This is a genomic window from Barnesiella sp. An55, from assembly GCF_002161555.1.
Lineage (GTDB): Bacteria > Bacteroidota > Bacteroidia > Bacteroidales > Barnesiellaceae > Barnesiella > Barnesiella merdipullorum.
The window spans coordinates 136,764-151,304 of record NZ_NFHZ01000006.1; the positions used below are offsets into that span (position 1 = coordinate 136,764).

The window sequence follows — 14,541 nt, forward strand, 5'->3', positions numbered from 1 at the left end:
ATCTTTGTAGTAGTTACCTCATCACGAGCAACACAATCGCATATCCTAAAGACAACACCTATGAAACGTCACCTGCTCACCACCCTGCTCCTCGCTACCACCCTACTGATTGCCCCCCTTCACGCCCAAGAGCGACAGCCCATCGATATTCCCCTGTGGGTAAATGGCCCTGCCGAGAAGAACAACGACACGGGGAAAGCCTATGACGAAAACGCACACATATACCAACCCTCGATACGAGTCTTTCTACCCGACGGGAAAAATACCGGGCGAGCCATCGTCATGTGCCCCGGTGGAGGCTATGCCATGCTGGCCTACGGCCACGAAGGGTATGACTTTGCCCCCTACTTCGCCCAGCAAGGCATTGCGCTCATTGTCGTGAAGTACCGCATGCCCCACGGCAATCACAAAGTCCCCCTGGCCGACCTGTGCGAAGCCATGCGGGTAGTAAAAGCTCATGCCCGGGAATGGAATATCGACCCCGACGATATAGGAGTGATGGGATTCTCGGCCGGCGGACATCTGGCCTCGACACTGGCCACCCACTACCCCAAAGAGTTGAGACCCGCCTTCCAGATACTCTTCTACCCCGTCATCACGATGGACGAAGCCATCACACACCCAGGTTCTCGCAAAAACCTCATTGGCGAAAAACCCGAAGCCCGACTCATCGACTACTACTCCAACGAACAACAGGTCGATGCCGAGACCCCGCGAGCCTTTATCGCGCTCTCCGACGATGACGACGTAGTGCCCGTCGAGAACAGTCTGCGCTACTACAACGCCCTGCACCGTCACCACGTGCCCGTGTCGCTGCACATCTATCCCACCGGAGGTCACGGCTGGGGCTACAACGACAGTTTTCTATTCAAAAATGCCGTTCTCAACGAACTGGCCGACTGGCTGCGCTCGTTCTGAACAACGAAGACAGTTTTTTCCTGCAAGCACACTGTAAAAAATGGCCAGTACCCACCGGCCAAATACCAAGAAAGAGGCGATGGCTGCTATCGCAGTCACCGCCTCTTTCCCTTTTCTACAATCTATTTTAACGCCCTATTTTCTTCTCGTATTTTCTCAACAGCTCTCGCGAAGTATCGAGCAAGGTACCGTTGCGATCAATCTCCACGGGGTCTGTACTCTCCACCCATGCTTGTTCAAAGGCGGCAAGCTGCCGGTTCAACGCCTGGCTGTCGAGCTCAACTCCCTGTTCGGCCGCAGCGATTACCGCATTGAAATAGATCTCCCAACGACCGGCATAATACGATTTCACCAATCCGGCCCACGTACGACTGGCATAGTCGTTCAAGTTGCCTCCCCAGGTGGTAATAAGATTACGGGCATTCTTCTCGTAATAGTCTTTCAAGGCTTCGGTCGTACCCATGCTGCGGGCCTCACCAATCCACGAATCAAGCGAGGCATGACTGTGAAAGGCATTAAGAGCCTCCAAATCGGCCAGAATCTCACGCATCTCGGCAGCCTTAGCCTGCAAGGCCGGGACATTCTGCTCGCGGTACAACCGATCAAACTCCTGCTTTACCGTCAAGAAATAATTCCCCAAAAGCTGACGACCCACCATCACAAGGTCGATACTGTATGCATCTCGCTGACAATCGGGCACATCGAGCAATAGTTTCCAAACCTGCAACAAGGTGGAATTGTCATATTCATTACCGGTGCGCTTGTCGTGGTTATTGCCCAACTGCGGGCGGAACCCCGGTAAAATACCCAACGTGCGGGGCACCTGCACGAAAATATCGTCATACAAGAGGTGCCAGGCTTTACGTGCCGGAACCGAGACAGCTCCCACGTGGCGATCGGCCAACCGGTCAATCCACTCTTGCTCGTCCACAGCTAGGGTCCAAGCCTTCTCGAAGATATACTCATAGGGGAACTGATCGATGTCCAGTCCCTCCAACGTAGAGCCTATTCCCACCAGATTGTCACCTCCGTTTTTCATAGCCTCATCAAGACGATGTCCGCTCTCCCCGACATTGCCGGTAAGGGTCGTATTCCCTCCGAAATTGCCCAGATAGCACCAGATATAGGGCTGCCCGTGAAACTTGTCGGTACTCTTCCACAACTCGACATTCTCGCAATGATAGTCGAGCAGCATCATCTTGTCTTGCGACACCCCGGTCAGCAGCGCCTTGATGCGTGGAGCTGTCCACAAATCGCGGTCATGATAAAACATCCAGGTCATCTGCAACCACACGGCTGCAGGGTCGGCGGCGGTCAGCGTCTTGTACATGTCGGCCGATACCTGGGCCAAATACTCCGGCTCCCAACTGGGCGGATCCACCTCGTTGAAGGGATCCACACCATAGATGTGATCGGTACCGAACAGCTTTTCCTGCTCTTGAAGGAAACACTTCTGAATCTCGGCAAACAGCGGCTCCTCGGGGTTCAAGAAATGGCAACGGTAAGTATCGGAAAATCCGGCCCACTTACCCAGGTATTGAATATTGGCCTCGGGATAGATACGCTTCAACGCCGCTGGCACATGACCGGCAAAAGCCGGCAACACGGGAGTCATGTTCAACTCGCGCTCCCGGGACAGGATCTTCTGCTGCAACGCGGTCTGCGACTCCAACCACTCCATGGGCAGAGGCCCGTTCCACCCGTCGATATTGGCCATGCGGTGCCAAGGCAGGTAGGTAGGCCCGGTAAAATAGGAGCGTATCTCCTCATCGGTCAGCCCCATCTTCCGCCACACCTTGTACCACACCGACTCCTGACCGGTGATGGCCAACGGCATGTTCACGCCGTTCAAGGCCATCCAATCAATCATGCGCTCCCAGTCGCGCCATTGCCAAAAGGGCATGGAATAACCATAGGTGCAATAGTTCAGAAAAAAACGCGTATCGACCTTGGCCTCTACCGTAACCGGCTTGTCAACAGAGGGTAAGACTCGCGGCATCTCGACCGGAATATCGGCATACCACGATACGGTTGTGAGGCAATAGTATTTCAAATAGTAATTAAGCCCGACCGCCATCGAATTGGCATTATTCCCACGGACAACTATTTTCCCGTCCCGGCTTTCGAGCGTATAATAATCCCCGGCCCTGGCCGAAGCCTTCTCAAACACGAATCCATCGGCATAATCGGGAATCAAGCGGCGAGTAAGCTGTTCGGCCGCCTTCACATCGCTATCTTGTGAAAAGCAACAGGCTGTTCCCAAAAACCAAAAGGACAACGCAATAATAAACAGTTTCTTCATTTTCTTATTCTTACAATTTGATATAGATATGCTTTTTATACAAAAACCAGGCGACAAGCCAGTTGAGCAGGAGGAATGCCAGCGCATAGGCCAGACTTCCGCCGTAATTCCCGAAGAGGGGTTGCCACAGGCTGTCGAACGAAAGTGTGGTCCAATGCCACTTACGAAATGCCTCCCCGACTATTTCGCTGAATATGTAGATAGACAAGGGATTCACTCCCACAACGACAAAGGGGAACGTCCACCGGGTCTTTTTCAAATCATCGATAAAATAGACGAGCGTGGCCAAGATGAGCGAGGTAGCTCCGCAAGTCACCAACACGAAGCTCGATGTCCACAACCGCTTGTTCAACGGCGCTCCATAGCTCCACAAGTAACCGAGTATGAGCATCACCGTACCCCAAACGGCCAACTTCACGATTTGTGTGCGAATCTCCTTTTCTCCAACAATAATACGGCCACACAAGAAACCTATCATTACCTGAGCTACCGCGGGAATTGTGCTCAACACCCCCTCGGGATCGACAAACTGGGCTCCGCCCAAATACATGTGCGAAGGGCCAAGCACGGCAAAATCGACTATCGAGACCACATTCTCGGCACACTTTTCAAAGCCGTTTCCAAAGAGTTGAAGCAAATAGTATCCCACCAACAACAAGGTTATTATCGCCGGGAAAAACCGATGCCGTACCGTGACCGACAGAAGCGCGACAATACCGTAGCAGATACCCAGTCGCTGCAAGACACCCATGATGCGAAGATTCTCGATTGTATTACATTCGCCCGTCGCAATCCAGGCCAATACCCATTTGAGGGCTATACCCGACAGGATTATCAAAAAGGTGCGTCGCAGAATACGTCCAATCGAAACCCGCCAGTCAAATCCGGCTTTATTGAGTGACAAATAAATCGATACCCCCATTATGAACAGGAAGGCAGGAAAAACGAGATCGGCAGGCGTAAAGCCGTCCCACCTCGCATGTTTCAATGGAGCGTAAGCATACCCACAAGCCCCGGCATTGTTGACGAGAATCATGCCATAAATGGTAATTCCCCGCAACACATCGAGCGAAACCAGTCTTTTCGTAGTTTTTTTCAACGACATATCCAATACATTAACGTGGAACACAAGGTTAATACAGCCCCAATGAGGCTTTCATAAGGAATCAATTTCAACCGCTCCCTGAAGGAGAGCTCACATACTCCGCCCGTAGCATGGAAGAAGGATCCGTGAGGCAGATGGTCGAGCACGGTAGAGCCGGCATTGACCATGGCCGCACCCCATACCGACGAAACACCTACCGCCAGGATAGTGTCGGCAAAAGAGGCTGATGCCAGCGTCGCTCCCGCTGTCGTGGAAGCCGTAGCCGCCGACATCAAGATACCCGAGACGGGAGCTATCAACTCTTTCCCGACGCTGATGTGGTCGAGCAGTGCCAATATATGGTCTTTGAGTGTAGAATCTTGAATGACTCCGGCAATCGTCCCCGTGCCGATAAGCAGCACGGCGATTACCGACATCTTCTGCAACCCGAATTCGATACTGGGCAGAGCGTTTTTCCATTGCTTCATGCAGAGGAGTCCGCATAGACCACCTACCGGTAAAGCGATCAACGGGTCAACGGTAATCCCGCACAACGGACGCAAAGCCAGCAGGAGAATGGTCACAACGGGGGCGACCAGACTGCTCCACAACGGAGGTAACGTTTGGTCATCGGCCACGGTCTCCCGATCGGATTGAACCTGCCGTTCAGGCACCGGGAAGAAACGGACTATGATAAAAACGGTAAAAAGCAATCCGATGAGGGCCGGGATGATATTGGCAAACATGACCGAAGACAAATCGGCTCCGAAATTCTCGGCCGCAATAATCGTATTAGGATTGGGCGAAATGATATTGCCACACTTTCCGCCCCCAATCATCACCAGCAGCAACTGCGGAGTGGGGACTCCCAACCGACGGCCTATCGAGAGGGCTACCGGGGCTACCGTAATGACCGCTACATCGATAAATACTCCTACCGCACACAACAGCATCGTCGCAAAGGCCAGTGCCAGATAGATGCGCTTCTCGCCCCAGAACCGAATGATAGCATTCGAAATGGTCATGGCCGCGCCAGTCTTAATCAACACACCCGACAGCACTCCGGCCGTCAAGATACGCAACACGGCCGAAGAGACTCCTTTCACCCCTTCGGTCATCGAGGCCACCACCTCTTCCAGCGAGAGGCCTCCGGCCAAGCCCCCGATCAAAGCCCCCAAAATAAGGCTATATGCAGGCGATACCTTTTTGATAATCAGGCCTATTGCAACCAGCAACCCCAACAATGCACCTACCGTACTATCCATGGTTTACGATTTGAAGGGTTCGCATTATCTGTGACACGACTTGCCGAATATTCTGCAAGGCAAACGCACGGTCCATCGCCTTCTGCAACGCGACCGGCGCAGGCTGTATGGAAAAGACACCGGCAAAGCCCATCTGATTCAACACCTCGCAATCCTCTACACATCCACCCAGAGCAATAACCGGTACCTTCTCACGCTGCGCATGGTGCAAGATGCCTCCCAAAGCTTTCCCCATACCTGTCTGCCGGTCCAGTTTACCTTCGCCAGTCAGAATCAAGTCGGCACCCCGTATAATCTCATCGAAGCGGAGCATCTCCAACACAATGTCGATACCCGAATGTAACTCGGCCCGAAGGAAGGGCAGCATACCTCCACCCAATCCGCCGGCAGCACCAGCTCCCGGAATAGTTGAAATATCGATATGCTTCGATGATTCTATTACTTGAGCATAATGAATCATCCCCTTCTCCAACAAGGCCACCTCGTCGGGCGAAGCCCCCTTTTGGGGAGCATAGATTGTAGCCGCGCCGCGAGGCCCGTAGAAGGGATTGTTCACATCGCACACTATCGTAAAAGTCGTCTCGCGCAAAGCTCCATTGGCCCCATGTTCGTCGATGCAGGCTATGCGCTCCAGGTTCTTTCCCATCGGGAAGAGCTCCTCGCCCTGGTCATCGAGAAACCGATAACCCAATGCGGCCAACAATCCCGTACCCGCATCGTTGGTAGCACTGCCACCAATCCCCATGACGATGCGACGACACCCGCGGCTCAACGCATCGGCAATTATCTCGCCTGTACCCCAGGTAGTCGTCAGCAGAGGATTCCGCTTTTCGGACGGTACCAAAGGCAATCCACTGGCAGCCGCCATCTCCATCACGGCTGTCGTGCCGTCGGCTGTGATACCATACACAGCCTCTATCGGGCACATGAGCGGGTCGTGGACCCGGCACGATACCCGCTCGACAGGCAGACTGGCACAAATTGCCTCGGCTGTACCCTCGCCGCCATCGGCTATGGGTACCGTTACCACCTCGCACCCGACAAGGACATCAGCAATTCCCTGTCGGGCAGCGGCAGCTATCTCCTGCGAACCCGCGCAACCCTTGAATGAATCAAATGCTAAAATTATCTTTTTCATGGTCTTTTCTTCCTTTTCTCCAAATGCAGCAAAACACTACTCTCCTTTACACCGGTCCACCCATTCGATAGCACTCTGCAACGGGTCGTTAAACGCAGTAGAGGTATTATGCCATGGAGTCTTTATCCAGTTCTCCTCCCAGCGCTCCAGGTCGGCCCGCTGTTCCGAGAAATACAATTTCATGCGGGGAATATAGTAGTCCTTTATCAATCCACTCCAAAAACGGGCGGCATAATCTTCCTGGAATCCACCCCAGGTCGTAATGAGACGCTTGGCGTTGGACTCATAGGCATCCTTTTCTCGATTAGTCTTACCCCATTCGCGAGCCCGGTCAACCCACTCGTCCAGTCGATACAGCGGGTGCGAAGCCAACAGTTTGTCAACAGCCAAAAGAATCTCGACCGAGCGGTTCAATTGTTGTGTAGCCTCCACCTGATTACCCAACGAATCGGCATGCAACGCCTGCCGATAATGGTTGTCGGCCTTGACGGCCAAATAGTAAGAGGCATACTCGATAGCATCGTTTACATAGAGCTGCGACGATTTCAAACTATCGGCACACGACAGGAACTGCTCCACCCCTTGCAGGAAAGTCTCGTTCATATCGTGCTTGCTCACCCGACGGGTATCGGGCACAACCGTCTGCCAGGTAAACCGGGGATAGGAGTAGAGCGAGCTGTAAACCGATGCTCTGAACCGATTCCAGGCACTGTCCATAGCGGCAGGACAACCCCCGTAACGAGCCCGGCAATAATCGGGCACCCAGGTATCCAGATTAATCGAATCGGCCGTCCAACCCATATCGGCCAGCAGTTCATAAATCACCTCGTTGTTTTCAAGTCCTTCGGGAGCCGATCCAAATCCTATCAGGTTCCCGGCTTTTCCGCTGTGCAGAGCCTCGGCCGACGAGGTGGCATACATCTGCAGGTCGCCAGTCATCGGAGTCTTTCCCCCGAAGTTGGGCACATAGCTGAAAATCCACTTTTTCCCGTAGAAGCCGTCGTGATTCTTCCACGTCTGTTCGGTACCCCAAACCCACTTGGGATAATCATTTCCCAGGTCAACGATAATCATCTTATCGTCGGGGACCCTGCTCAACAAAGCCTGCAAGCTGGGACGGTCCCAAAAGTCATGCTGATACCCGAAGGTCCAGCCTTGTGTCACCCACACGGCATCGGGGTTACCGGCCGCAATCGAGCGATATATCGATTCGCCATACTGGGCCAACAGCCGGTGTTTCCCGGCTTCATCCCCCTCGGCGACAGGCAATTTCATCTCATTGAAACTATCCGACAGATAGTAGGTGTTCTTACCAAACTCCTTTTCCCACTCCTCGACAAACATCTTTCCTATCTCGCTGAAATAGGGCGTATCGGGAGGTAATACATAAGCATTATATTTTTCATCAAATCCACCCCATTCCAAATGTTTGAACCCAATCTCGGGGTGTTTTTGGGCAAATGCCATCGGGACAAACCCGGCAAACGCAGGTGCCACAGGCTCCATGCCCAACTCACGCATGCGTTTCAATATCTTGTGTTGCAATTTTATCTGGGCTTCCTGCCACCCTTCCGACAGAGGTCCATCCCAACTGTTGAGGTTGCCCATACGATGCCAGGGCAGATGAGCCGGCCCGGTGAAAAAGGTTCTTATCTCTTCTTCCTTCAATCCCATCCTCAACCACACACGCTCGGCTATCGCCTCGCTGGCAACGGTAGCCAACGGCATGTTCACACCCCGTAACGCCATCCAGTCGATTTCCTTTTCCCATCGCTCCCAATCCCAATAAGGAGTGGTATATCCAAACGTACACACGTTCAGAAAATAGCGATACTGATAGGGGGTGGTCTGTCGCTTCAAGGCATAGTCGGGCCATACGGCCGGTAATGTCATGTGCTCCCCACTCCACGTCTTCATCGAATGACAAGCCTCTCGCAGATAGGTATGAAAAGCATAACAGATGGCAACCGTACTACTGCCTCTCAGGGTGAGGACTCCTTGCCGAGCCTCGATCTCGAACGTCTCTTTCCCGTTCTCGGGAGCGATAACCTCCAACCTTATCTCCGATGCCCGCTCGCCGATTTGTCGCTCGAGCAGTTCAAAAGCAGGCTGTATCACCGTATTCGATTCACTCGACGAGCTACACCCGCACAGGCACAAAATCAGAGAAAGAAGATAAAAACAAGGAGATATGAAGCTTTTCATGGATGAATATTTTTTTGAATTAAACGAACGGGAAAGTCACAAAAAAATCGTGTTGCGAATCACTTACGCCTCGTGAGCAGATAAGCAACTCACAACACGAAAATTCATGAATTTACCACAAAGAAACAACCTGTTTTCTAATTATCTAACAACCAGTTTTTGGGTCAAGCGATCTACTACAATCAGATAGATACCTTGGGCTACGGACAATTCCAATGAAGCACCGTCGGCGATAACTCCTTTGTAAACCAAACCACCGGTCAGGTTATAAACCCGGGCCTCGGCTTCGCCGTCCAAACCAGCAGCATAGACTACACGACCGTCATTCCAGATGCGGACCTCATTGGCAACTACGGCACTCTCGATGCCACTCAACTCGGCGTCATATTCAACGGCACCTACTGCGGGAGCCTCGGGACGCGGATTACCCAGCTGGTCGGTCGTAGGAATCTCAACCCCTTCGTAAGTCTTCAAACCCTTGCCGATAACAACACTGTTCTCGGCAATCATGGCTACGTGCAAATCGCCCATCAAGGTAGCTGTCATGTGCGAATATTCGGGATCGTTCTCGTCCCACGGATTCTGTTCGGTAGCGGCAAAAATGGCATCGCTCGAAAAATCGATCAGCGTATTATTGTCGGCCACATCGAGAACTTGATAGAACTTATCGTTGGCAGCGGCAAAATAGTTGTTTTTGCAAACCGGGAATACAGTTTGAGGTTGTGCCTCATCGCCGGCTTTATCGCCTTCGAGATAGAAAGCCTTCACGTCGTTCAACGGATTTGTAAACCAGGGATCGTAGTAGTTCTCGGCAAAGAGGTTGTTGATAAATACCGGTTTCATCGGTTCGGCCGTGGCACGAGCCCATACGTTGATGGCACCGCCGTCGTCACTGTTGGTAATGTTGTTGAGATTACCCACAAAAGTGCAGTTGACTATGGCCGGTTCAAAAGCGCCCGAAGGTTCGGCTGTCTGCATGTAAATAGCTCCACCCCGGTTGCCGCATGTGTTGTTGGCAAACGTAGAGTTGGCAATATATACACTGGGAACCACTCCCTTTTTGAGAATGTTCACACCAACGGCTCCACCCGATACGGCTTCGTTGTATTCAAACGTACAGTTGGTAATCCGCAATGCAGGAGCCATCGTCGATTCGGCCGTATAGAAGCAAAGAGCTCCGCCTCCATAACCACCCATTCCCTTGTTGTTGTAGAACCAGCATTGGTCGAAGGTAGCATTACAGTTGTTGATACGGGCTACGCCACCATTGTTTCCACTCTCGTTCTTGGGGTCGCGATTATCGCGGAAGACACATTTCGTAGCAGAGAAGGAGCAGTCACCCGACATCTTGATGGCAATGGCGCTGAACCCTTTGACCACGAGATTCTCTATCGATACATTCGAGCCTCCCGACAAGTTCAGGAAGTAGTTGGAACCTCCCACGATAGTCACGGGTTTACCGGTTTTCTTGTTGAGACCATCGATTTTGATATTTTTCTTGTCCAGATCGATTCCTTTGCAATCTTCCGTATTGTATTCCAACGTTTCTCCATCGAAATTAAACTCGACCGTTGTTTCCGTTTCGCCAGAAATGGCCGACATAACTTGCAGCAGAGAACCCTCTGTAGCTGCGTTCATTTCGGCAGTAGTCACCTGTACGGTCTCTGCCAACAATGTGCCTGAGCAAAGTGCAAATGCACACAATAATGATGTACTCTTTTTCATAATTTTAAAAATTTAATGGTTAAGAATGTATTTGAAAGTACTATTTTGATAGCCGTTTTTCACTTGAACAAGATAGAGCCCGTTGCGGCACGAGGCCGGGAAACAGACCTCCTCGCCGTTATCGACCCAGTGCGAATCGACCAACGTGCCGTCCATGGCATAGAGATTGACCATCGACTCGGCTTGAAGAGAGGACAGCGAAAATCCGCCGGAGGTTCTTACCAACCGCATCTCACGAGTTTCGGTCGCATTGTTCACTCCACTCTCCTCAATCGGATCGATTACCACATAGACCGGCAGGTGGTCCGACACATCGGAAAGGGTAAGCCCATTGACCGAAGTGACTACCCCCGTCTCGGCCACATCATACTCCTGACCTAATTCGCTGCAATAGGAAATAATCATGTCGATACACGACGTAGGTCCGTCGGCAGGGAAGGTATAGGCCGAGGTGTTGTTCAGTATCGAGAAGCCGTTGTTCTTGAAAGTGACCATGGCCCGATACGTGGGTTGAGCATTGAAATCGCCGGCAATGAAGACCGTTTTGTCGCTCTTTCGGGCAAAATTGATGGCCCAAGCCGTAGCGGTATCCCGATCGTCGGCATTGAGCGAATAGTGAGTACTGATGAAATAGAAATCCTCAAACTCGGCTATAAGGAACCCGCGGGCCTCCTTGTCTTTTGAGGTATCCGACGGATCGAACGACTGAGTCTGTACCGACAGGGGTTCGGTCTTCGACAACAGCCCCACTCCATAGTAGGAGCCGACCAGCGCAAAGAACGACGAGTGCATGCCGGTAGCTTGGGCCAGTTCGCTCAGATAGTCGTGCTTGATACCAATAAAAGTGCGGTTATCCACCTCCTGCAAAGCCACGATATCGGGCGTTTGGGCGTTGATGACGGCGGCTATATCGTCCAACCGCGAATCGGTCATGCCATGCCCCTTGATGTTATAGGTGAGCAACTTCACCGGTTCGGCCGCAGTCATACTTCCTACTACGGCTACCCACAAAACAATTATGGTAAATACTTTTTTCATGAATCTTATCTTTTTGTTATTCGTTTTATTCGTTTTATTCTGCCGCTTGTACCTCGGGCGGGACTTCACCTACGCGTCCAAAGGGAAACATGGCAATCCTCAATGTGGTGCGCCCATACGGTTCCAATCGGAGCAACTGCGGAGAGGCGTTGTTCAACGCAAATATCATGATGCCTCTGGCCGGTAAACCCGGTGTGACGGGGGCAAATATTTCGCTCCCAGACGGGTGCACGATCTTGCGGTATTCAAGTTGCCAACCGGCCAGTTCATAGCCCGGCAGGACCACTGTAAGCGGCGACGGCGACAAAGTCCAGGGATTCTCGTCTGTACCAATGCGTCGTTCGATGAGCTTATATCCATTGTCCTGTTCGTCGGCAACCCCCAAGGCAAAGTTCCATTTCGAGGCCGGAGTCATCGTGTATCCCTTATAGCTGAACGATTGTATGGCGGGAGTGAACACATCGGTCTGTACCGTATGACTCTTGACAGGCAGCGCCATCAACAGGGGTCCGCACGTGACCACCATGGCCTCATGGTCCCACCGCTGCAAACGCACCTGCTTCGGGAAAAGCAATTCGATGCGGTCGCCCGCCTTCCAATCCCGATGAATATCGAAATAACCGGCATGTACGGCACGCGTTACCTTTTGATTGTTGACATACAACTCGGCCCGATCGCACCAGCCTGGGATTCGCAAATGAAGCAACAACTCGGCCTGTCCCTCGACAACCGAGAGCACAACCTTGTCACCAAACGGATAGGCCGACTCTTCACGCACGGTTATCGCCCCCTCGGGCGAAGTCAGCGTGGCTTCACCCGGGCCATATAGCATCTTGTAATACTCGCCCTCACCGTGCATCCACTGAGCCCCGGCATAGATGGGTAACATACGGTTCAGATTGCCCGTGCAGCAAGACGGCCGATGAACCTGCCGATAGGCGAAACGACTGTTGTCATAAGCCCCCGTGTGGTTGGAATACTCGGTACAAACTACCTGATTGGGAGCCGAGTAGTATTGATGGGCATCGAAATTCTTGGTAATACCTCCCAGCCCGGCATTGAACAAGGCCCATTCGATGCGGTCGGCAAACTGCGTGTCGCCGGTGGCCCGCAACATGTAGGAGCAGGTCCACATGTAATCGACCACATTACACATCTCATGTACGCTCCGGGCCGTCCGCCCCGAGAGCCCCTCTTCCCCACTGGCCACCCCGTCGGGGAGCAAGTGATAGCGGTCGAGTTTAGCAAAGGCCGCCCGGACCAAGTGGAGGTATTTGCGGTCGCCGGTGAGGTCGTAGAAGAGAACCGGCAGTTTGAGAAACTCGTGGAAGGTCACGGCGTGAATCTCGGTACGCTCATCGGCAGCAAATTGTTCCATCGCCTGCCGCAACGTGTACTCGCCAAAGCAGGGCTCATCGAGCATCGAGAGCGCTTTTGCCTTGAAGAAGGCATCACCAGTCTCCCGATAGAGCCAGTCGAGGGCCTCGATATTGCACAAGCTTCGGGCCGTATATCGCACCGTATCGTTGCGAAAATGCCGGTCGAGTGCTTCGACGATGGCCTTGTTGCGTGTCACTTCATACTCGGCCATCATCGCTCTGAAAAAGACAGCCTGTACCCAACGGCTCATCTCCTTCGACACAATGCGGGGCCCCAGCAACCCGTCGTCGCCGGCACGGTCGATAGTACCGTAAACAGCCCGACGGGCCTTGTTGAGCAGCGGGGTCGAGTCGAGCAGATAGCCCAAACGTATCATGCCGTCGTAATAATAAGCCGTCTGCTCATAAGGGACCCAAAACTCCTCGGTGACCCCGTTTTTCACCCTCAGGAAAGGCTGCGTCCCCCACCCTCCTTGTGTAAAGGGGAAGGCAGTCTGGTCGAGAATCCCGGTAAAGTTCTGCTCCTGAGCCTGCATAAGATCGGCCAGCCAACCTTGCGGAGTCAGACGATCGAGAGGTTCGGGCGACAGTAGTCGGCCCGCTTCCACCGACAGAGGCAGCAGGGAGATGATGAAACACCATATGGTAAACCAGGTTGTTCTCATAAGCGCTTTTCCAATGGATAGTGAATTGGGGAAGTTTTTATTTCACGAAAATCAAATCGGAGACTATGGGCAGGTGGTCGGAGAGCTGCGAATGTACGGTTTGTGTCTTGACCAGCGTCCACCCCTTCATAGGTCGAGCAAAGAGATAGTCGATTTTGATGATGGGATTCCAGGCCGGGAAGGTAAAGTCGTTGTTCGTAGCCGGGAACCAGCTCTTCGACATGATATTGACAATCGCATTGGAGTAATGACGAGCATTGAAATCACCACCGATAATTACCGGATAGGGAGCATTTTCAAAGCGGTCGCAGATGAACCGAGCCTGTATGTCGCGCGAGCGCTCACTATTCACTTCCAAATGGGTGGTCACAAAGGTAAGAGTATCGCCTCCCATCTCAATCAGAGCTTCGAGTAATGCCCGTTGCTCCTTTTTATCGGGATTGGGCAGCAGCACCTTTTCGGTCGTGATGTAGGGATATTTCGACAGCATACCTATACCGTAGTATCCGCCGCCATACTCGATTGTCTTGCCATAGAGACCGAACATACCGGTACGATAGGCCAGCTCACCGATAAAATCTTTCCCTTTCTGATGCGGAGCCCGCTTACGGTCGGTGTGGACATCTACCTCTTCCAGCGCTACGAAATCGGGCTTAAACGATTTGATGTGACTGGCAAGATCTTCGAGCGACGACAATTCGCCAAAACGCAAATTATAGGTCATTACTCTCACCCGCAGAGTATCCTGCTGGGCCGAAATAACCCCGCAAGAGAAGGCGATAAAAAACAGAATTACTATTTTACGAAATGTGTTCATACGAT

Annotated in this window: 9 protein-coding genes and 1 pseudogene; 1 reads left to right on the forward strand and 9 read right to left on the reverse strand. The window is 52.4% G+C overall.

Annotated elements, in window-relative coordinates; all coding sequences use genetic code 11:
- Positions 1-219 precede the first annotated feature (219 nt).
- Positions 220-915, forward strand: a pseudogene (locus B5G10_RS05525) (alpha/beta hydrolase); the annotation flags it as partial.
- A 130-nt stretch (positions 916-1,045) separates the two neighbouring features.
- Here B5G10_RS05525 and B5G10_RS05530 read toward each other — a convergent pair.
- The 9 genes from B5G10_RS05530 to B5G10_RS05570 form a co-directional block, all read right to left on the reverse strand.
- Positions 1,046-3,220: an alpha-N-acetylglucosaminidase gene (locus B5G10_RS05530; protein WP_087423738.1), complete on the reverse strand. Its 2,175-nt coding sequence runs from the start codon at positions 3,218-3,220 to the stop codon at positions 1,046-1,048.
- A gap of 10 nt (positions 3,221-3,230) precedes the next feature.
- Positions 3,231-4,325, reverse strand: a complete 1,095-nt coding sequence (locus tag B5G10_RS05535) for a heparan-alpha-glucosaminide N-acetyltransferase domain-containing protein (RefSeq protein ID WP_087423739.1) — start codon at positions 4,323-4,325, stop codon at positions 3,231-3,233.
- Positions 4,316-5,569, reverse strand: coding sequence for a TRAP transporter large permease subunit (locus B5G10_RS05540; protein WP_087423740.1), 1,254 nt, complete (start codon positions 5,567-5,569; stop codon positions 4,316-4,318). The genes B5G10_RS05535 and B5G10_RS05540 overlap by 10 nt, the downstream gene beginning before the upstream one ends.
- Entirely contained in the window at positions 5,562-6,707 is a 1,146-nt protein-coding gene (locus B5G10_RS05545) for a glycerate kinase (protein ID WP_087423741.1), read from the reverse strand. The genes B5G10_RS05540 and B5G10_RS05545 overlap by 8 nt, the downstream gene beginning before the upstream one ends.
- Positions 6,708-6,743: 36 nt before the next feature.
- Entirely contained in the window at positions 6,744-8,912 is a 2,169-nt protein-coding gene (locus B5G10_RS05550; protein WP_087423742.1) for an alpha-N-acetylglucosaminidase, read from the reverse strand.
- Positions 8,913-9,053: 141 nt separating this feature from the next.
- Positions 9,054-10,637: a hypothetical protein gene (locus B5G10_RS05555; protein WP_087423743.1), complete on the reverse strand. Its 1,584-nt coding sequence runs from the start codon at positions 10,635-10,637 to the stop codon at positions 9,054-9,056.
- A gap of 12 nt (positions 10,638-10,649) precedes the next feature.
- Positions 10,650-11,675, reverse strand: coding sequence for an endonuclease/exonuclease/phosphatase family protein (locus B5G10_RS05560; protein WP_087423744.1), 1,026 nt, complete (start codon positions 11,673-11,675; stop codon positions 10,650-10,652).
- Positions 11,676-11,709: 34 nt separating this feature from the next.
- Positions 11,710-13,719: a beta-L-arabinofuranosidase domain-containing protein gene (locus tag B5G10_RS05565; protein ID WP_087423745.1), complete on the reverse strand. Its 2,010-nt coding sequence runs from the start codon at positions 13,717-13,719 to the stop codon at positions 11,710-11,712.
- 37 nt (positions 13,720-13,756) lie between these two features.
- The gene (locus tag B5G10_RS05570) at positions 13,757-14,536 is read right to left on the reverse strand and encodes an endonuclease/exonuclease/phosphatase family protein (RefSeq protein ID WP_087423746.1); all 780 of its coding nucleotides are present in this window, start codon (positions 14,534-14,536) and stop codon (positions 13,757-13,759) included.
- Positions 14,537-14,541: the final 5 nt, after the last annotated feature.

Coding starts and splice junctions, on each gene's coding strand:
- B5G10_RS05565 (WP_087423745.1), bottom strand. CDS start 13,719: ATGAGAACAACCTGGTTTACCATATGGTGTTTCATCATCTCCCTGCTG.
- B5G10_RS05555 (WP_087423743.1), bottom strand. CDS start 10,637: ATGAAAAAGAGTACATCATTATTGTGTGCATTTGCACTTTGCTCAGGC.
- B5G10_RS05535 (WP_087423739.1), bottom strand. CDS start 4,325: ATGTCGTTGAAAAAAACTACGAAAAGACTGGTTTCGCTCGATGTGTTG.
- B5G10_RS05530 (WP_087423738.1), bottom strand. CDS start 3,220: ATGAAGAAACTGTTTATTATTGCGTTGTCCTTTTGGTTTTTGGGAACA.
- B5G10_RS05550 (WP_087423742.1), bottom strand. CDS start 8,912: ATGAAAAGCTTCATATCTCCTTGTTTTTATCTTCTTTCTCTGATTTTG.
- B5G10_RS05570 (WP_087423746.1), bottom strand. CDS start 14,536: ATGAACACATTTCGTAAAATAGTAATTCTGTTTTTTATCGCCTTCTCT.
- B5G10_RS05545 (WP_087423741.1), bottom strand. CDS start 6,707: ATGAAAAAGATAATTTTAGCATTTGATTCATTCAAGGGTTGCGCGGGT.
- B5G10_RS05560 (WP_087423744.1), bottom strand. CDS start 11,675: ATGAAAAAAGTATTTACCATAATTGTTTTGTGGGTAGCCGTAGTAGGA.
- B5G10_RS05540 (WP_087423740.1), bottom strand. CDS start 5,569: ATGGATAGTACGGTAGGTGCATTGTTGGGGTTGCTGGTTGCAATAGGC.